The organism is Streptomyces sp. NPDC058758, from assembly GCF_042746075.1.
Classification (GTDB): Bacteria; Actinomycetota; Actinomycetes; order Streptomycetales; family Streptomycetaceae; genus Streptomyces.
This window is the reverse complement of record NZ_JBHYPS010000004.1, coordinates 306,314-323,565: the sequence shown is the minus strand read 5'-3', so window position 1 is coordinate 323,565 and position 17,252 is coordinate 306,314. Positions and strand designations below refer to the sequence as shown.

At 73.7% G+C, this 17,252-nt stretch carries 18 protein-coding genes; 11 read left to right on the top strand and 7 right to left on the bottom strand.

Annotated features, from left to right (window positions below; genetic code table 11):
• Positions 1-167 precede the first annotated feature (167 nt).
• Positions 168-1,412, top strand: coding sequence for an ATP-grasp domain-containing protein (locus tag ACFW6A_RS07890; RefSeq protein ID WP_351841649.1), 1,245 nt, complete (start codon positions 168-170; stop codon positions 1,410-1,412).
• A 200-nt stretch (positions 1,413-1,612) separates the two neighbouring features.
• Positions 1,613-2,290 (top strand): UbiX family flavin prenyltransferase, encoded by a 678-nt coding sequence (locus ACFW6A_RS07885; protein ID WP_351841797.1) that lies wholly within the window; start codon positions 1,613-1,615, stop codon positions 2,288-2,290.
• On the opposite strand, the gene ACFW6A_RS07880 is transcribed toward ACFW6A_RS07885, so the two are convergent.
• Positions 2,287-2,412, bottom strand: a complete 126-nt coding sequence (locus ACFW6A_RS07880) for a hypothetical protein (RefSeq protein WP_351841805.1) — start codon at positions 2,410-2,412, stop codon at positions 2,287-2,289. The genes ACFW6A_RS07885 and ACFW6A_RS07880 overlap by 4 nt on opposite strands.
• A gap of 124 nt (positions 2,413-2,536) precedes the next feature.
• On the opposite strand from ACFW6A_RS07880, the gene ACFW6A_RS07875 reads away from it, so the two are divergent.
• A complete protein-coding gene (locus ACFW6A_RS07875; RefSeq protein ID WP_030495192.1) occupies positions 2,537-2,992 on the top strand; it encodes an Lrp/AsnC family transcriptional regulator in 456 nt (151 codons plus the stop codon).
• A gap of 49 nt (positions 2,993-3,041) precedes the next feature.
• Positions 3,042-4,205 carry an aminofutalosine synthase MqnE gene (gene mqnE, locus ACFW6A_RS07870; protein ID WP_351841647.1) on the top strand — a complete coding sequence of 388 codons (1,164 nt, stop codon included), beginning with the start codon at positions 3,042-3,044 and terminating at the stop codon, positions 4,203-4,205.
• A 48-nt stretch (positions 4,206-4,253) separates the two neighbouring features.
• On the opposite strand, the gene ACFW6A_RS07865 is transcribed toward mqnE, so the two are convergent.
• Both ACFW6A_RS07865 and ACFW6A_RS07860 read right to left on the bottom strand, forming a co-directional pair.
• Complete coding sequence (locus ACFW6A_RS07865; RefSeq protein ID WP_351841645.1) at positions 4,254-5,156, bottom strand: AraC family transcriptional regulator; 903 nt, start codon at positions 5,154-5,156, stop codon at positions 4,254-4,256.
• An 80-nt stretch (positions 5,157-5,236) separates the two neighbouring features.
• On the bottom strand, positions 5,237-5,770 hold the full coding sequence (locus ACFW6A_RS07860) for a GNAT family N-acetyltransferase (RefSeq protein ID WP_351841643.1): 534 nt from the start codon (positions 5,768-5,770) through the stop codon (positions 5,237-5,239).
• A gap of 179 nt (positions 5,771-5,949) precedes the next feature.
• Here ACFW6A_RS07860 and ACFW6A_RS07855 point away from each other — a divergent pair, with 179 nt between their 5' ends.
• The 4 genes from ACFW6A_RS07855 (at position 5,950) to ACFW6A_RS07840 (ending at position 10,926) form a co-directional block, all read left to right on the top strand.
• Positions 5,950-6,216, top strand: a complete 267-nt coding sequence (locus tag ACFW6A_RS07855; protein ID WP_351841641.1) for a DUF4229 domain-containing protein — start codon at positions 5,950-5,952, stop codon at positions 6,214-6,216.
• A gap of 564 nt (positions 6,217-6,780) precedes the next feature.
• On the top strand, positions 6,781-8,118 hold the full coding sequence (locus tag ACFW6A_RS07850; RefSeq protein ID WP_351841633.1) for a dicarboxylate/amino acid:cation symporter: 1,338 nt from the start codon (positions 6,781-6,783) through the stop codon (positions 8,116-8,118).
• 153 nt (positions 8,119-8,271) lie between these two features.
• A complete protein-coding gene (locus tag ACFW6A_RS07845) occupies positions 8,272-8,889 on the top strand; it encodes a TetR/AcrR family transcriptional regulator (RefSeq protein ID WP_351841795.1) in 618 nt (205 codons plus the stop codon).
• 183 nt (positions 8,890-9,072) lie between these two features.
• Complete coding sequence (locus ACFW6A_RS07840) at positions 9,073-10,926, top strand: AMP-dependent synthetase/ligase (RefSeq protein WP_351841631.1); 1,854 nt, start codon at positions 9,073-9,075, stop codon at positions 10,924-10,926.
• A gap of 91 nt (positions 10,927-11,017) precedes the next feature.
• Here ACFW6A_RS07840 and ACFW6A_RS07835 read toward each other — a convergent pair whose 3' ends face one another.
• The 3 genes from ACFW6A_RS07835 to ACFW6A_RS07825 form a co-directional block, all read right to left on the bottom strand.
• Positions 11,018-11,266 carry an SCO4226 family nickel-binding protein gene (locus ACFW6A_RS07835; RefSeq protein ID WP_351841629.1) on the bottom strand — a complete coding sequence of 83 codons (249 nt, stop codon included), beginning with the start codon at positions 11,264-11,266 and terminating at the stop codon, positions 11,018-11,020.
• Positions 11,267-11,298: 32 nt separating this feature from the next.
• On the bottom strand, positions 11,299-11,961 hold the full coding sequence (locus tag ACFW6A_RS07830; RefSeq protein WP_351841627.1) for a pyridoxal 5'-phosphate synthase: 663 nt from the start codon (positions 11,959-11,961) through the stop codon (positions 11,299-11,301).
• 108 nt (positions 11,962-12,069) lie between these two features.
• On the bottom strand, positions 12,070-13,245 hold the full coding sequence (locus tag ACFW6A_RS07825; protein ID WP_386478396.1) for an acetyl-CoA acetyltransferase: 1,176 nt from the start codon (positions 13,243-13,245) through the stop codon (positions 12,070-12,072).
• 106 nt (positions 13,246-13,351) lie between these two features.
• Here ACFW6A_RS07825 and ACFW6A_RS07820 point away from each other — a divergent pair, with 106 nt between their 5' ends.
• Together ACFW6A_RS07820 and ACFW6A_RS07815 are read left to right on the top strand one after the other, a co-directional pair.
• Entirely contained in the window at positions 13,352-14,566 is a 1,215-nt protein-coding gene (locus ACFW6A_RS07820; protein WP_386639349.1) for an acyl-CoA dehydrogenase family protein, read from the top strand.
• Complete coding sequence (locus tag ACFW6A_RS07815; RefSeq protein ID WP_351841621.1) at positions 14,566-15,039, top strand: nitroreductase family deazaflavin-dependent oxidoreductase; 474 nt, start codon at positions 14,566-14,568, stop codon at positions 15,037-15,039. Before ACFW6A_RS07820 ends, ACFW6A_RS07815 begins: the two co-directional genes overlap by 1 nt.
• A gap of 116 nt (positions 15,040-15,155) precedes the next feature.
• Here ACFW6A_RS07815 and ACFW6A_RS07810 read toward each other — a convergent pair whose 3' ends face one another.
• Positions 15,156-15,803 carry a TetR family transcriptional regulator gene (locus ACFW6A_RS07810; protein WP_351841619.1) on the bottom strand — a complete coding sequence of 216 codons (648 nt, stop codon included), beginning with the start codon at positions 15,801-15,803 and terminating at the stop codon, positions 15,156-15,158.
• A gap of 446 nt (positions 15,804-16,249) precedes the next feature.
• Here ACFW6A_RS07810 and ACFW6A_RS07805 point away from each other — a divergent pair, with 446 nt between their 5' ends.
• On the top strand, positions 16,250-17,242 hold the full coding sequence (locus ACFW6A_RS07805) for a VOC family protein (RefSeq protein WP_386639346.1): 993 nt from the start codon (positions 16,250-16,252) through the stop codon (positions 17,240-17,242).
• Positions 17,243-17,252 lie beyond the last annotated feature (10 nt).

Sequence of the window (17,252 nt, the reverse complement as noted above, 5' to 3'; positions counted from 1 at the left end):
TGCTCCCAGGGGCCGTGGCGTGCTGAGCGGGAGCGCGATCCACAAGGCGGACATATCGGTATCAACTCTAGAACACGCCATGTTTTCCCGCCTTATGGGACAATCGAGGAGGCGTTCGGGGACGCCGGCCCGCACCCTCCTCCAGCGGCGCGGGCGGAGGGAGAGCCGTGGGGCGCGCGTCGGATGGACCGCCTCTCGACCCGGCGGTGCCCGCGCTGCTCGCCAAGGTCGGCAGGTACCCGCAGCACCACGGAGGGCTCGGCGTGGTGCGGACCCTCGGCCGGGCGGGCGTCACCGTGCACGCCGTCGTCGAGGACCGGCTCACCCCGGTCGCGCTGTCCCGGCACGTGTCCCGCGCGTTCGTCCGGCCGACGACCGGCCGGGAGCGCCCGGACGTGCTCCTCGCGGCCCTGCTCGGCGTCGGCCGCTCCCTCGGCGGCCCCTGCGTGCCGGTGCCGACCGACGACGAGGCCGCGATCCTGCTCGCCGAGCACGCCGACGTCCTCTCCGAGTGCTTCCTGCTGCCCCGGGTGGAGCCGGGACTGCCCCGGCGGCTGGCCGGGAAGGCGAGCCTGCACGCGCTCTGCGAGGAGCTGGGGGTCGGCTCGCCCCGCAGCCGGGCGCCCGCCGACCGCGACGAACTCGTGGACGCGGGCCGGGAGCTGGGCTTCCCGGTCGTCCTCAAGAACCGCGACGCGTGGAGCAGGCTGCGCACCCCGGCGGTGGGGAGCACCACGGCGGTGCGCGACGAGCGGGACCTCCTCGACCGGTTCCCGCCGGGCGCGCTGCCCCCGGTGCTGGTGCAGGAGTACATCCCCCGGGAGGCGGCGGAGGACTGGATCACCCACCTGTACTGCGGGGACGGCGGCGGGCCCCCGCTCGTGTTCACCGGCCTCAAGCTGCGGTCCTGGCCGCCGCACGCCGGGGTGACGACCCGGGCCGTGGCCCTGCGCAATCCCGTGCTCGGGGAGCTGGCTGCGGACCTGTGCCGGCGGATCGGCTACCGCGGCGTGGCGGACCTGGACTGGCGCTACGACGGCCGGGACGGGCGCTACAAGCTGGTCGACTTCAACCCGCGCACCGGCGCCCAGTTCCGGCTGTTCGAGGACGTGCGCGGGGTGGACGTCGTCCGGGCCCTGCACCTCGGCCTGACGGGCCGTGACGTGCGGCCGGGACCGCAGGCCGACGGCCGGGTGTTCGTGGCGGGCCCGCTCGACCTGCCGTCGGTGCTGGCGGCGCTGCGCGAGGAGCGGCGGCTGCCGCCGGGGCTGCTGCCGGCGCGGGGGACCGAGCGGGCCTGGCTCAGCGCGGAGGACCCGCTGCCCGCCGTGGCCGAGGCGGTCCGCTTCCTCGGCACGGTCGCCCGGCGCGTCGCCCGGGAGGCGCGCGCCGGGGTCCGGGGACGCGGCTGAGGGCGCGGGCGGGGGGGCCGTGCGGGAGCGACGGGCGGGTCCCGTCACCGGGAGGGCCGGGCGTCGGGGACGGGCGGGTTCCGTCACCGGGAAGACGGGCGGGGCCCGTCACCCGGAGGACGGGTGGGTTCCGTCGCCAACCCGTGCGCGGGCCTGGCTTTCCCCGGCCGGATAGGCTCACTGTCGTGGAGTCGCAGGAGATGAAGAGTCGTCGGCCCTGGGTGGTGGGGGTCTCCGGGGCGTCGGGCACGCCGTACGCCGCCGCCGTGCTGCGCGGGCTGCTCGACGCGGGGGAGAGCGTCGACCTGATCGTGTCGCGGGCCTCGCGGCTCACCCTGCTCGACGAGACGGGGATCGGCTTCCGCGACGCCCACTGGCGCGAGGACCTGGCGGCCTGGCTGGCGCGGGGCGCGGACGGGAAGCCGGACGCGTACGGCGGCGTGGACGTGGGCGACGTGCGGTACTGGGCGGCGGGCGACCTGGCGGCGGGGCCGTCCTCGGGGTCGTACCCGGCGAAGGGGATGCTGATCGTGCCGGCCTCGACCGCCGCGGTGGCGGGGGTGGCGCTCGGTCTGTCGAAGGACCTGCTCCAGCGGGTGGCGAGCGTGACGCTCAAGGAGCGGCGTCCGCTGGTCGTCGCGGTGCGGGAGACCCCGCTGAGCGGGCAGACGCTGAAGCAGATGGTGGCGCTGGACGAGGCGGGCGCCGTGGTGCTGCCCGCCTCTCCGGCGTTCTATGCGGGGGCGACGCACATCCAGGACCTGGTGGACTTCGTCGCGGGGCGGGTGCTCGACGCGGCGGGGGTGCCGCACGAGCTGTACCGCCGGTGGCGGGGGGAACTCGGAGGAGGAGCTCCGGGGGTCCCCCGTGCCGGTTAGCGCTTCTTCGCGGCCTTCTTGGCGGCCCGCTTCGAGGCGGCGGTGGTCTGGTGGGCACGCGAGCGGTTGGCCAGGTCCTGCAGCTCGCGCATACGGGCGTAGGCCATCTCGATCGTGTACACGGTGTCTTCACTCCTGAAAGATCGTCTTTGATCCACTGAAAGATTCGCAGGGCTGCAACCCTGCATGCCTTAGATTCTACACCTAAACTTGCGGTATCGCTGGACAATGGAAGGTCGTATACCTATGGACGCCGTGGACAGGCAGCTCATCCAGGCCCTGCGCGAGAACGGCCGCGCCTCCTACGCCGAGCTGGGCCGGCTCGTCGGGCTCTCCGGCCCCTCCGTCACCGACCGCATCAACCGCCTGGAGGCGGCCGGGGTCATCACCGGCTACCGCGCCACGGTGGACGCGGCCTCGCTCGGCCTCGGCGTGACCGCCCTCATCGGCATCTCCCTCTCCGACGCCGCCGACCACGAGGACGTGGCCCGCCGCCTCAAGGACCTCGCCGAGATCGAGGACTGCTGGTTCATCGCCGGCGACGACTCCTTCATGCTCAAGGTCCGCGCCAGCGACGTCGACGGCCTGGAGAAGACGATCCGCCGCCTCTCCGGCACCAAGGGCGTCTCCCGCACCCGCACCACCATCGTGCTCTCCACCAAGTGGGAGAACCGGGTCGGGGACCTGCCCGAAGAGGGCTGAGAGTACGGTGGGTGAAGCCTGATTTCGGAGATATGGGAGGCGGCCGGAGATGGACGCTGGGCTCAAGCGGGAGCTGGAGCAGAAGGTGCTCGCCGGGGAGCGGCTGAGCCGTGAGGACGGCATCGCCCTCTACGACTCCGACGACCTCGCCTGGCTCGGCGGGCTGGCCCACGAGGTCAGGACCCGCAAGAACGGCGATGTGGTCCACTTCAATGTCAACCGGCATCTGAACATGACCAACGTCTGCACCGCCTCCTGCGCCTACTGCTCCTTCCAGCGCAAGCCGGGCGAGAAGGACGCGTACACGATGCGCATCGAGGAGGCCGTCCGCCTCGCCAAGGCGATGGAGAACGAGAACCTCACCGAGCTGCACATCGTCAACGGGCTCCACCCCAACCTGCCCTGGCGGTACTACCCGCGCTCGCTCTCCGAGCTGAAGAAGGCCCTGCCGAACGTCTCCCTCAAGGCGTTCACCGCCACCGAGATCCACCACTTCGAGACCATCTCGGGGATGTCGGCCTCCGACATCCTCGACGAGCTCATCGAGGCCGGTCTGGAGTCGCTGACCGGCGGCGGCGCCGAGATCTTCGACTGGGAGGTCCGGCAGCACATCGTGGACCACCGCACCCACTGGGAGGACTGGTCCCGGATCCACCGCCTCGCCCACTCCAAGGGCCTGAAGACCCCCTCGACGATGCTGTACGGGCACATCGAGGAGCCGCGCCACCGCGTCGACCACGTGCTGCGGCTGCGGGAGCTCCAGGACGAGACCGGCGGCTTCCAGGTCTTCATCCCGCTGCGCTACCAGCACGACTTCGTGGACATGCAGGACGGCAAGGTCCGCAACAAGCTCCAGGCCCGCACGACCATGGCGACCGGCGCCGAGGCCCTCAAGACCTTCGCGGTCTCCCGGCTCCTCTTCGACAACGTGCCGCACGTCAAGGTCTTCTGGGTCATGCACGGCGTCCAGACCGCCCAGCTCGCGCTCCAGCACGGCGCCGACGACATGGACGGCTCGGTGGTCGAGTACAAGATCACGCACGACGCCGACAACTACGGCACGCCGAACAAGCTCACCCGCGACGACCTGCTGGAACTGATCCGCGACGCCGGCTTCCGGCCGGTCGAGCGCAACACCCGGTACGAGATCATCCGCGAGTACCCGGGCCCGGACGCCGGCCGGCGCGAGTCGCCGCAGCCGATGCGCGTCTGAGGCTCCGCGCGCGGAAAGGCCCGGCGGGCGATCCCCGCCGGGCCTTTCTCATGCCCCCGCGTGCTCCACGGGGATCCACAGCTCCGCCCGCGCCGTCGCCCAGTCCTCCGACGGGCGGACCGAGAGGATCTCGGGACCGGGGCGGCTCGCGTACGGGTTGGACGGGAACCACTCGGTGAAGACGTCCCGCCACAGGTACTGGAGCGCCTGCGGGTAGGGGCCCTCGCTCTCGAAGACCGCCCAGGTGCCGGCGGGGACGGCGAGGCTCTCGTACTCCTCGGGCTCCCCGGACTCCGCAGGCTCCCCGGACCCCCCGGGCTCCTCCGGGCCGGTGACCGCGCCGTACCAGTGGTCGAGCTCCGCGCCCTCCTCGCGGCTGTCGGTGAGGTGGACGACGGCGGAGACGAGCCCGGCGGGCGCCTCCGTCGACAGGGCGGCGAGCCGGCCCAGGGCCTCCTGGCCGAGGCCCCGGATCTGCGCGGCGATCGCCGGGTTCTCGCCCTCGTGGACGAGCGGGACCCGGGCCCTGCTGCCGGTGATCCGGAAGGCGTCCCGGGTCGTGACGCGGTACTTCATGCTGCTGTTCCCTTCGACGACGAGCCGGAAGGACATGCGCGGCTGGGAGGTGAGCGCGGCGCCGGTGCGCCGGGCCTCGCCGGGCCCCACGCCGTGCACGGCGCGGAAGGCGCGGGCGAAGGCCTCTCCGGAGCCGTAGCCGTACCGGACCGCGATCTCCAGGAGCGTCCGCTCCCCGGCCAGCACCTCGGCGCCGGCGAGCGTGAGCCGCCTGCGCCGCACGTACTCCGACAGCGGCATCCCCGCGAGCGCGGAGAACAGCCGCCGGAAGTGGTACTCGGACGTCGCGGCGATCCGGGCCAGCTCGGCCGCGTCGAGCTCGCCGTCGAGGCGCTCCTCGACGCGGTCGAGCGCCCGGTTGAGTCCCTCCAGCACGGCCTGTCCTTCCTGTTTCCTGTGTCCCCACCGTAGGAACGCGACCCGGCCCGGGACCCGACAATCGGTGCCCGGCCGGATCAGGTCAGGGGCAGCAGCATGGTGATGTCGTCGCGGTCGTCGCCCGGGGCCACGCGGATGGCGCCGGGGACGCGCCCGACCTCCTTGTACCCGCACTTCGCGTAGAAGGAGTCGACGCCGGTGCCGCCGCGCACGCCGAGCCGGATCGCCTCGACGGCCTCGAAGCCGGGGGCGGTGCGGGCGGCGTGCTCGACGGCGGCCATCAGGTCGCGGCCGTACCCCTTGCCCTGGTGCCTCGGGTGGACCATCACCGTGTAGAGCCACACCCAGTGGGTCATCAGCCGGTGGCTGTTGAAGCTGTAGAAGGCGGTGGCGGCGACCTCCCCGTCCCCGTCCCGCCCGACCAGGAGCCGGGAGGTGCCCTGGACCATGCCGGCGAGGTGCTTCAGGAGGGAGGGGCGGATCTCCTCCGGGGTGACGGGCGGGACGAAGCCGACGGCCCCGCCCGCGTTGGAGACGTCGGCCCAGAGGGCGAGGACGCCGTCGGTCAGGGACTGGTCGACCGTCGGATCGACCTCGAAAGTAAGGGTCATAGAGCAACCCTAACCATTACCCATCGGCCCGCTCAAGGGGCTTCCACCCCTCGGACGCCCGGCCCGCGCCCCCCGCCCGACCCCAACCCCGCCGTCGGCCGGCCTCCCTCCGCGTGCTTCACTGGGGACGCTCGTCCCGTATGGGGGAGATTCGGCACCTCGGAACGAAAGAGTGGGTCATGCTCCGCTACTCGCTGATGCGGCTCGGCATCTTCGCCGGGTGTTTCCTCGCCCTGTGGGGCCTCGTCTACGTCGGCGCGCTGCCGCGCGGCCTCGGCGACTCCAACCTCCTGTGGGTCCTGCTCCTCGCCATCGTCATCTCCGCCCCCCTGAGCTTCGTCCTGCTCCGCAAGCAGCGCGACACCATGAGCGTCGAGATCGTCGAGAAGGTCGACCGCGCCAAGGGCCGCCTCCAGGACAACCGCACCCGCGAGGACGCGGTCTAGGGCGACGCGCCGCCCCTCCGGGCGCGACCCGGCGGGCCCGTCCGCTCCCGGAGGGAGCACGCACGTGCCGGCTGCTCCGGCCGACGCGGACCGCCGACGGGGTGTCGATGGGGGCGGCCGTGGTGACGATGCCGGCCGGCCGGCACCTCGCCTACCGGCTTCCCCTGGCGCAGGAGTGCGGGGGAAGCGTGTAAGGGATGCGTAAGGTTCCTCACAGATGAGGCACCCCTGGTGTGAGCTTCGTGGCTCTCACCAGGGGTGTTCTGCGTTCGGGCCAGGGGTGGCCGGTTTCTGATCTCAAAGAACAGCTTTGAGGTTCTCAAAGTTCAAGTGTTAACGTATCGGCCATGACGACAGCAGTGCGCCTCCTTCACGCCCCGGGCATCCCGCTCGTGGCGCGCCTGCACGTCGATCTCTGCCGCTGTATGTCCGCGGCCTGTTGTCGCCGCGAGTCCTGAGGCCCCGGCCTCCCCGGCAGCATGCAGCGGCGCCCCGCGCGAGAGCGCGGGAGAGTGCCGCACCCCCCGTCCCGTATTCCCCGATACGCATCTGTGGAGTGTGTCCGTGTCCGCGTCCGCGTCCGCCACCGAGGCCAAGCCCTCGTCCCGGATACCCAAGGTCCCCTTCTGGGCCCAGATCGTCGCCGGTCTCGTCCTCGGCGTCGTGCTCGGCTGGATCGCCCGCAGCCAGGACGTCGCCTGGCTGAAGGAGACCCTGATCCAGGTCGGCGGCATCTTCGTCCAGCTCCTGAAGCTGGCCGTCGCCCCGCTCGTCTTCTTCGCGATCCTGGTCTCGATCACCAACCTCCGGAAGGTCAACAACGCGGCCCGCCTCGCCGCGCAGACCCTCCTCTGGTTCATGATCACCTCGCTCGTCGCGGTCGCCATCGGCATCACGATCGGCCTGGTCACCAACCCCGGCGCCGGCACCGGCCTCACCCCGGCCGACGGCAAGGCCCCCGAGGGCCAGGGCAGCTGGATCGACTTCCTCACCGGCATCATCCCGACGGACGTCATCACGCCCTTCACCGAGCTGAACGTCCTCCAGATCGTCTTCATGGCCGCCGTCGCCGGCATCGCCGCCCTCCAGCTCGGCGAGAAGGCCCAGCCGATCCTCTCCCTCTCCGAGTCGATCCTGGAGCTGCTCCAGAAGGCCCTGTGGTGGGTCATCCGCCTCGCCCCGATCGGCACCGCCGGCCTCATCGGCAAGGCGATCGTCAACTACGGCTGGGACCTGCTCGGCAAGTACGCGACCTTCACCGCCGACGTCTACGTCGGCTGCGCCCTGGTCCTCTTCGGCGTCTACCCGCTGCTGCTCGCGACCGTCGCCAAGGTGAACCCGCTCCAGTTCTTCAAGGGCGCCTGGCCCGCGATCCAGCTGGCCTTCGTCTCCCGCTCCTCGGTCGGCACCATGCCGGTCACCCAGAAGGTCACCGAGCGCCTCGGCGTCCCGAAGGAGTACGCCTCCTTCGCCGTCCCGTTCGGCGCCACCACCAAGATGGACGGCTGCGCCGCGATCTACCCGGCGCTCGCCGCGATCTTCATCGCGCAGATCTTCGACGTCCAGCTGGGCGTCAAGGAGTACCTGCTCATCGCCTTCGTGTCGGTCATCGGCTCGGCGGCCACCGCCGGTCTGACCGGTGCGACGGTCATGCTGACCCTGACCCTCTCCACCCTGGGCCTCCCGCTGGAGGGCGTCGGCCTGCTCATGGCGATCGACCCGATCCTGGACATGATCCGCACCGCCACCAACGTGGCCGGCCAGGCGCTCGTCCCGGTGATCGTCTCCGCCCGCGAGAAGATCCTCGACCACACCGCGTACGAGAACGCCTCGGCGTCCCCGATCGACGACCCCGAGGACTCCCGCGCGGCCGCGCCGGAGAAGGTCGCGGTCGCGGCCTGACCCCCTCCTCCCGTACGGGGCCGTACGGCTCGTACGGCCCCGTACGCCTCCGTGCCCCTCGCCCCCGTCCGGGCGGGGGGCGCGTAGGCTTTCCGGGGGCTGACAGCGGATCTTGGAAGCAGGGTGGCGAGGCGCGTGGCGGGGACCAGGAGGCTGCCGCGGGCCGTGCGGGAGCGGCAGATGATGGACGCCGCCGTGGCGTGCTTCGCGCGGCAGGGGTACCAGGCGGCCTCGATGGACGAGATCGCCGAGCTGGCCGGGGTGTCCAAGCCGCTCGTCTACCTGTATCTGAACTCCAAGGAGGAGCTCTTCACCGCCTGCATCCGGCGGGAGGCGCAGGCGCTGCTGGCGGCCGTGGCCGAGGCGGTCGCCGACGTGTCCGTGCCGCCGGACGAGCGGCTGTGGGCCGGGCTCCGGGCGTTCTTCGGGCACGCGGCCGACCATCCGGACGCGTGGGCGGTGCTCAGCCGGCACGCGCGGACCCAGGGCGAGCCGTTCGCCACCGAGGCGGCGCGGATGCGGGAGGAAATCGCCGACTTCGTGACCGGGCTGATCGGGGAGGCCGCGCGGGCGGCGCACGGGCCGGTCGAGATCGGCGAGCGGGACGTGGCGGCGCTGGCGCAGGCCCTGGTGGGCTCGGCGGAGTCGCTGGCGACCTGGGCCAACGAGACGCCGGGGGTGACGGCGCGGGAGGCGGCGGCCACGCTGATGAACTTCGCCTGGTCCGGGCTGGGGAATCTCATGAAAAACGAGCGCTGGTCTCCCCGTTGAGCTTTACTGCGCAGTAAGGTTACCGGCTAGTCAATTCTGTGTGTCCTCCGCTCCACGTACGTCCTCCGCTCCACGTACGTCCTCCGTTCCGCGCACGTCCTCCGCTCCACGCGCCACCGCTCCACGCACTTCTGCTCCACGACGCACGACCTTTCGTCCATCGCGCAGACCGAGGAGCCGCCCGTGTCGACCGACCTCGTCCTCACCCGCGTCGACGGACGGGTGCGGGAGGTCTCCGCCCCCGCCCTCGTGCCCCGGGTGGACCGCGGCTCCCTCGCCGACCTGCCGTACGACAACGCCCGCCAGGATCCGGACGCGGCCGTCTTCTCCCGGAAGGACCCGGAGGACGGCGGCTGGAAGGACGTCAGCGCCGCGCGGTTCGCCGCCGAGGTGCACTCCGTCGCGAAGGGGCTCATCGCGCACGGGCTGCGGCCCGGCGACCGGCTCGCGCTGATGGCCCGCACGACGTACGAGTGGACGCTGCTGGACTTCGCGGCCTGGGCCGCCGGGCTCGTCACCGTCCCCGTCTACCCGACCTCCTCCGCCTTCCAGACCCGCTGGATCCTCCAGGACTCCGGCGCCGTGGCCTGCGTCGTCGAGGACGCGGGCCAGGCGCGGCTGGTCTCCGCCGAGCGGCGTCAGCTGCCCGGGCTCGCCCACCTCTGGGTCCTCGACGCGGGGGCCGTGGAGCAGCTGCGCGGGGCGGGGGCGCGGGTGCCCGACGAGACGGTGACCGCGCGGCGCGGACTGCTCGCCCCGGACGCCCTCGCCACCCTCGTCTACACCTCCGGCACCACCGGCCGGCCCAAGGGCTGCGCCCTCACCCACGCCAACTTCTTCGCCGAGGTCGACAACGCGGTCCGGCTCCTCCACCCGGTCTTCGCCCCCGAGGGCGGCGAGCCGCCGTCCACGCTGCTCTTCCTGCCGCTCTCGCACGTCTTCGGACGGATGGTGTCGGTGGGCTGCGTCCGGGCGCGGGTGCGGGTCGGGCACGCGCCGTCGGTGGAGGGCGAGGAGCTCCTCGACGACCTGGCCGGCTTCCGGCCGACGTTCCTGCTCGCCATCCCGTACGTGATGGAGAAGGTCTACGACCGGGCCCGGGCCACCGCCGAACGGTCCGGGAAGGGCGCCGCCTTCGACCGCGCCGCGCGGGCCGCCCGCCGCTTCGGGGCGACCGAGGCGCCCTCGCTCTCCGTGCGGGCCGCCCGGGCCCTGTACGACCCGCTGGTCTACCGCCGGATCAGGGCGGCGCTGGGCGGGCGCGTGCGGTACGTGATCTGCGGCGGTTCGCCGCTGGGCGTGCGGCTCGCGGAGTTCTTCCGGGGCGCGGGCGTCGAGGTCTTCGAGGGGTACGGCCTGACGGAGACCACGGCCGCGTCCACGGTCACCCCGCCGCTCGCGCCGCGCACCGGCACGGTGGGCCTGCCGCTGCCGGGCACGGCGGTGCGGATCGCGGACGACGGGGAGGTGTGGCTGCGCGGGCCGCACGTCTTCGCCGGCTACTGGGACGCGCAGCGCGGCACCGCCGTGCCGTACACGGACGGGGGCTGGTTCCCCACCGGGGACCTCGGCGCGCTCGACGGGGACGGCTACCTCACCATCACCGGCCGCAAGAAGGACCTGCTGATCACCTCCGCCGGCAAGAACGTGGCCCCGGCGCCGCTGGAGGACTGGCTGCGGGCCCACCCGCTGGTCGCCCAGTGCATGGTCGTCGGGGACGACCGGCCGTTCGTCTCCGCGCTGATCACCCTGGACCACGAGGGGCTGTCCCACTGGCGCCGGATGCGGCGGAAGGACCACCTGGCGCTGTGGGAGCTGGCGCGGGACGCGGAGCTGCTGGAGGTGGTCCGGAAGGCGGTGGACGACGCCAACCGGCTGGTCTCCCGGGCGGAGTCGATCCGCGCCTTCCGCGTCCTGACCACCGAGTTCTCCGAGGCCTCGGGGCACCTCACGCCGTCGCTGAAGCTCAAACGGCGGGCGGTGCTGCGGGACTTCGCCCGGGAGATCGAGGACATGTACGGGCGGTACGCCGAGTAGGGGGCGCCCTCGGAGGCGCCCCCGGCGTTCCGCCGTCACGCCCTCGCGCCGTCGGACCGACAGACCGTCAGGACATCAGGCCGTCGGGCCGTCAGACCGTGAGGGACACCTCGTGGATCTCGTCGGCCGCGTGCCCGGTCCGCTGGTGGATCCGCTGCACGGCATCGGCGGAGGGTCCGGTCGACAGGCAGTAGACGGTGCCCGACGAGGGATCCGCCCACGCCTTCTGGAAGTGGACCCCTTCCTCCTTCTCGATGGCGAGGTCGGCGCGGTGGGCTTCGAGGAGCTGGTCCGCCGTGATCCCGACCATGCCGTGGTGCACGTCCATGTAGGTCGCCATGGTTCTCACACCTCCTTCTCCATGGTGCGCCCTCAGGGCCAGAGCAGCTCCTTGGCCCAGCCGCCGGGGGCGGCGGGGTCCCGGCGGTAGCGCAGGCGGAGGTGGCGGCGGCGGGCGTCGCCCTGGAAGAACTCGACCTCGGCGGGCTCGACCAGGTACAGGGTCCAGGTGGGGGCGTCGGCGTCCGGCTCGGCCTCGGCGCGGGCCCACGCGGCCTCGCTCGCCTCGGCGAGGGCGGCGGGGGAGTCCAGGACCTCGCTCTGACGGCCGGTGAGGGCGGCGGCGAGGGCGCCGGTGGTGCGGGCGTGGAGGTCCGCGTACGCCTCCTCGCGGCTCGCGGTCGTGACGTGGCCGCGGACCCGGACCTGGCGGCCCCGCACCGGCCAGTAGAAGCCGAGCGCGGCCTCGGGGCGGGCGGCGAGCTGGCGGCCCTTGGCGCTGGTGGCGTGCGAGGCGAAGTGCCAGCCGCGCTCGTCGGCGTCGTGCAGCATCACGGTGCGGACGTCGGGGCGGCCGTCCGCGCCGGCCGTCGCGAGCGAGAGGGTGTGCGGCTCGGTCTGGCCGGCGGCCACGGCGTCGAGGAACCAGGCGTGGAAGAGCGCGAGGGGCTCCTCCGGCGCGGCCGCGGGGTCGAAGGCGGGCAGGTCGGTGTCCCAGACGCGCAGCGAGCGCAGGGCGTGGTGGAAGTCGCTCATGGGGGGAGCGTAGGAGGCGCGGCGCTCCCGCCCCGCGGAAGGGGAGGGCGCGGCGCCCGCCGGTACCGGGCCCGGGGTGCTCACTCGCGGCCACCGGGCCCGGGGTGCTCACTCGCGGCCGAGGACGATCGTGCCGGAGGAGCAGAACCAGCCGCCGGTGCCGGAGGCGAGGGCCAGCCGGGGCAGGGAGCCGTCGGGGCGGCGGACCTGGTGGCCGGGGGCCTCGCCCCGCAGCTGGCGGACGGCCTCGACGAGGAGGAAGAGGCCCCGCATGCCGGGGTGGCACGCGGAGAGGCCCCCGCCGTCGGTGTTGACGGGCACCGCCGACTCGTCTGCGAAGTAGGCGCCGCCCTCGCCCTTGGGGCAGAAGCCGAGGTCCTCCAGGGTCACCAGGGTCATGTAGGTGAAGGCGTCGTAGATCTCGGCGACGTCGATGTCGGCGGGGGTGACGCCGGCGCGTTCGAAGGCGAGGCGGCCGCTGACGGCGGCGGGGGAGACGGTGAAGTCCTCCCACTCGGACATCGTCGTGTGGGAGGCGTGTTCGCCGGTGCCGAGGATCCAGACGGGCGGTTTGACCAGGTCCTTCACGTAGTCCTCGGCGACGAGCAGCACCGCGCAGCCGCCGTCGCTGCGGATGCAGCAGTGCAGCTTGGTGAAGGGGTCGGCGATCATCGGGCCGGAGAGGACCTCGTCGGCGGTGATCGGCGTGCGGAACATCGCCTCGGGGTTGAGCGCGGCGTTGGCCCGGGCCCGGACGGCGACCTCGGCGAGCTGCTCCAGGGTGGTGCCGTACTCGTGCATGTGGCGGCGCGCGGCCATCGCGTACTTGGCGACGAGGGTGTGGCCGTACGGCACCTCGAACTGGAGCGGGCCGCGCGCGCCGAAGGAGAGGTTCGCGGTGCGGCGGCGGGCCTTGATGTCGGCGCGGGCGGTGGAGCCGTAGACGAGGAGGACCGCGCGGGCGCGGCCGGCGGCGATGGCGTCGGCGGCGTGGGCGGCCATGACCTCCCAGGTGGCGCCGCCGACGGAGGTGGAGTCCAGCCAGGTGGGGCGCAGGCCCAGGTACTCGGCGACCTCCACCGGGGCGAGCGTGCCGAGCCCGGCGGAGGCGAGTCCGTCGACGAGGGACCGGTCGAGCCCGCTGTCGGCGAGGGCGCGGCGGGCGGCCTGGGCGTGGAGCGCGTACGGGGTGGCCCCGTCGACCCGGCCGCAGTCGGAGAGGGCGACGCCGGCGACGGCGACCCGGCGCCGGCCGGCGGGAGCGGTGCGCGTGGTGGCGGTCATGAATCTGACGGTACATCAGATCCCTGCGATCGGGACCCGCGTCGCTCTGGGCAACCGCAGCCCCTCCGCCCTAGCATGACGGACCGTCAGATACGGAGGGAGCCCCATGGATACCGCCGAAGGCGCGGAGCCCACCGCGCTCACCGAGGAACAGCGGGAGATCCGCCGCACCCTGCGGGCCCTGCTCGACCGGCACACCGGCCCCCCGGCCGCCCGCACCACCGCCCCCACGGGACCCGAGGGGTACGACCCCGCCCTCTGGGCCCGCATGGCCGGCGAACTCGGCCTCGCCCGCCTCGCCCTCCCCGAGGAGTACGGAGGCACCGGCCGCGGCACCCCCGAACTCGCCCTCGCCTGCGAGGAGGCGGGCCGCGCCCTCGCCGCCTCCCCGCTCCTCGCCACCAGCGTCCTCACCGCCCCGCTCGTCGCCGCCCTCGGCACCCCCGCCCAGCGCGCCGCCCTGCTGCCCCGCATCGCCGAAGGCGCCCTCACCTGCGCCCTCGCCGCCCCCGGCGGCTCCCTCGCCCACGCCCTCGGCCTCACCGGCGACAACACCACCGGCGCCTGGTCGGGCGACGGCCGGGCCGGCGGCATCCAGGCCAGGCCCGCCCCCGCCCCCGCCCCCGACGGGCCCCCGGGCGGCTGGCTGCTCTACGGCGAGGCCGAGCAGGTCCTCGACGGGCACAGCGCCGGGCTGCTCCTCGTCGCCGCCCACACCGGCGGCTTCGCCCGCAGCCGTACGCTCCTCTACCTGGTCCGCACGGCGGACGCGGGCACCGGACTCGTCCGCACCCGCCACGCCGGCCTCGACCCCACCCGTTCCCCGGCCACCGTCCAGCTCCGCGACGTCCCGGCCGAACTGCTCGGCGAGGACCCCGCCGACCCCGCCGACGTCACCCGGGCCCTCGCCGCCGCCGGCCGCACCGCGGCCGTCCTCCTCGCCGCCGAGGCCGCAGGAGCCGCCCGCGGGGCCCTGGAGCGCACCCTCGGCCACCTGCGTTCCGGCCGGCCCGGCGCCGGACCCGACGCCGCCCGGGGCACCCGGCACCGCCTCGCCGGCCTGCACGTCCAGGTCGAGGCCGCCCGTTCGCTGGCCCACTGCGCCGCCCGCGAACCGGGACCGGGCCCCGAGAGCGGCCCGCTCGCCCTCGCGCAGGCCCTCGAAGCCCTCCGGGCCGCCGCCGGCGAAGCCGCACCGCCCCACGAGGCCGACCGCTACGGCCGGCGCGCCGCCGCCGACGAACTGCTCTTCGGACCCGCCGGACGCCTGAGGGCCCGCGCGGCGGAACGCGCCGGACTCCCCGGAGAGGCGGCGGCCTGATGCCCATCGGAGTGAAACTCGTCCAGAAGGTCTCCTCGACCCGGACCTTCGCACGGATCGCGCCCCACGTGATCCCCGCCCTCGACAAGGCCGTGCACCGGCTCACCCGGGGGAGGACGCTGCTCAGCACCCGGATGCTGCCCGGCGTCGTGCTCACCGCGACCGGCGCGCGGAGCGGCCGGCCGCGGACCACGCCGCTCGCCTGCATGCCGGAGCCCGACCGGGGGACCTGGCTGCTCGTCGGCTCCAACTTCGGCCGCCCCGGCCACCCCGCCTGGACGGCCAACCTCCTCGCCCACCCGGACGCCGAGATCAGCTGGAAGGGCGAGACCGTCCCCGTGCGGGCCGAACGGCTGACGGGGCGGGAGCGGGCGGAGGCCTGGACGGCGGCCCTCGCCTTCTGGCCGCCGTACGCCTCCTACCAGGCCCGGGTGGACCGCGAGATCCGGCTCTTCCGGCTCACCCGCAGGTGAGCGGGGCCCGGACACGACGACGCCGACGGCGGTCCCGCCCCGGGAAGGGGCGGTGACCGGCGTCGGCGTCGACGACAGGACGGGTGAAGGACGGCGGGGGCCCCGGGCTCCCCGGGCTATCTGACCGGCTTCTTGCCGGTGATGCCCAGGTGCACCAACAGGGCCAGGTTGGGCTTGAGTTCGGCCTGCTTCACGCCCCAGGTGGTGAAGCCCTTCTGGTGGCCGGCGACGGAGGCCAGCATCGCCACCAGCGAACCCGCCATCGCGGCCGCGCTGACCTCCTTGTCGACCTTGCCCTTGGCCTGGAGGTCCTTCACCGCGTCCGTCAGGGAGTTGGTGACCGAGTTCAGGATCTTCATGCGGATCTTGTAGAACCGCTTGTCGCCCTCCGCGGCGCCGAGGTCCACCACCCGCAGGATGGCGTCGTGCCGGCGCCAGAAGTCGAGGAAACCGTCCACGAGTTCCTCGGAGGTCTGCCAGGCGGCCTTGCCGACCCAGGAGCGGCCGGAGACCAGCTCGGTCAACCCGGCGCCCTCCTTCGCCATTTCCTCCGCGATCTCCAGGACGGCGCCCTCGACGTCCGGGAAGTACTGATAGAACGTCGCGGGTGAAGTACCCGCCTTCCGGGCCACGTCGATGACCTTGACGTCCCGGTACGGCGAGGAGCTGAGCATCTCACCGAGGCAGTCGAGCAGCTTCTGCCGCGTCGCCTGGCCGCGTCGTCCGGCCACGCGGCCGTCGACGGTGCGTACTTGTCCTGTCATGCCGTCAGCTTACCGAGGGGGGATCAGCGCGCGATTCGGCCGACTGCAAATGGGGTGCACCCCGTTCCCCGAGGTCGGCAGGGGTGTCCTCGGCGCGTCGCGCGACCGGATCGCGCCGGCCCGTTTCCGCCCCGCCCCGCTCCGGTCCGCACGCTCCGGTCCGCACGCTCCGGTCCGCGCGCCCCGATCCGTACGCCCCGGTCCGTACGCCCCGCCCCACCCCACTCTGCACGCCTCGGTCCGTACGCCCCCCCCACCCACCTCGCTCCGCACGCCCCGCCCCGCCTTATGAACAGCCTGTGGACAACTCCGGTGGACAACGCGGCGGCCCCTTCCTGTGGACAACGCGCCCCGCCTCCCCCTCCCGCCGCCCGGCCCCGCCGCCCCGCTCCCCGGACGGCGCACACCGGAGCGCGTCCCCGTCCCCGCCGTCCTAGCGTGGAGGCATGGCCGTATACGCAGAGGGCACCCCGTGCTGGGTGGACGCGCAGCTTCCCGACCTGGTGGCGGGCAAGCGCTTCTACGGCGAGCTCTTCGGCTGGACCTTCGACGACGACCGCGACGAGGCCCTGCTCGACGGCCGCCGGGTCGCCGGACTCCTCCCCAAGCGCGACGGCCGCATGCCCACCACCTGGACCGTCTACCTCGCCACCAAGGACGCCGGCACCGTCGCAGCCCGGGTGAAGGCCGCCGGCGGGCAGATGGTCATGGAGCCGTACCCGGTCGGCCCCTTCGGCGTCCTCGCCCTCGCCGCCGACCCCGGCGGCGCCGTCCTCGGCCTGCGCCAGTCCGGCGACGACGACGGCTTCGAGGTCGTGAACGAACCCGGCTCCTTCTGCTGGATGGAGGTCTACACCCGCCGCCCCGGGCCCGTGGACACCTTCTACGCCTCCGTCTTCGGCTGGCTCGGCCGCCAGGCCGACCCCGCGGAGGAGGGCAAGGAGCCCGGCTTCGACTACCGCGTCTGGTCCCCGCCCGGCTCCCGCCCCGGCGACGACACCGCCTTCGGCGGCCGGGCCGTCATCACCGACGCCTTCCCCGCCGAGATGCCCGGGCACGTCCTCGTCTACTTCGCCGTCCGCGACTGCGACGAGGCCTGCGCCACCACCGTCCGCCTCGGTGGCCGGATCGCCGAGCCCCCCGTCGACACCCCCTACGGCCGCATCGCCGTCCTCCACGACAACCAGGGCGCCCGCTTCGCCGTCCTCGCCGAAGCCGAGTCCGAGTCCGAGTCCGAGGCCACCACCGGAGCCGGAGCCGGAGCCGGAGCCGACCCGTCCGCGGGGCCCGCTCCCGCCGCCCCCGGCCGCCCCGAGTCCCTCCCCGCCGAGCCCCTCGGCTCCGACCCGGAGCCCGGCGGCCTCTCCACCGACACCACCCCCCTCACCCGCCCCGGGTCCCCGCTGTCCACCCTCTCGGAGCCCCCCGCCGAGCCCTGAGCGATCCGCT

Bases quoted from the DNA above. Each gene is read 5' to 3' on its own strand.
- ACFW6A_RS07885 (WP_351841797.1), top strand. From the start codon at position 1,613: ATGAAGAGTCGTCGGCCCTGGGTGGTGGGGGTCTCCGGGGCGTCGGGC.
- ACFW6A_RS07875 (WP_030495192.1), top strand. From the start codon at position 2,537: ATGGACGCCGTGGACAGGCAGCTCATCCAGGCCCTGCGCGAGAACGGC.
- mqnE (WP_351841647.1), top strand. From the start codon at position 3,042: ATGGACGCTGGGCTCAAGCGGGAGCTGGAGCAGAAGGTGCTCGCCGGG.
- ACFW6A_RS07860 (WP_351841643.1), bottom strand. From the start codon at position 5,770: ATGACCCTTACTTTCGAGGTCGATCCGACGGTCGACCAGTCCCTGACC.
- ACFW6A_RS07855 (WP_351841641.1), top strand. From the start codon at position 5,950: ATGCTCCGCTACTCGCTGATGCGGCTCGGCATCTTCGCCGGGTGTTTC.
- ACFW6A_RS07835 (WP_351841629.1), bottom strand. From the start codon at position 11,266: ATGGCGACCTACATGGACGTGCACCACGGCATGGTCGGGATCACGGCG.
- ACFW6A_RS07830 (WP_351841627.1), bottom strand. From the start codon at position 11,961: ATGAGCGACTTCCACCACGCCCTGCGCTCGCTGCGCGTCTGGGACACC.
- ACFW6A_RS07825 (WP_386478396.1), bottom strand. From the start codon at position 13,245: ATGACCGCCACCACGCGCACCGCTCCCGCCGGCCGGCGCCGGGTCGCC.
- ACFW6A_RS07820 (WP_386639349.1), top strand. From the start codon at position 13,352: ATGGATACCGCCGAAGGCGCGGAGCCCACCGCGCTCACCGAGGAACAG.
- ACFW6A_RS07815 (WP_351841621.1), top strand. From the start codon at position 14,566: ATGCCCATCGGAGTGAAACTCGTCCAGAAGGTCTCCTCGACCCGGACC.
- ACFW6A_RS07810 (WP_351841619.1), bottom strand. From the start codon at position 15,803: ATGACAGGACAAGTACGCACCGTCGACGGCCGCGTGGCCGGACGACGC.
- ACFW6A_RS07805 (WP_386639346.1), top strand. From the start codon at position 16,250: ATGGCCGTATACGCAGAGGGCACCCCGTGCTGGGTGGACGCGCAGCTT.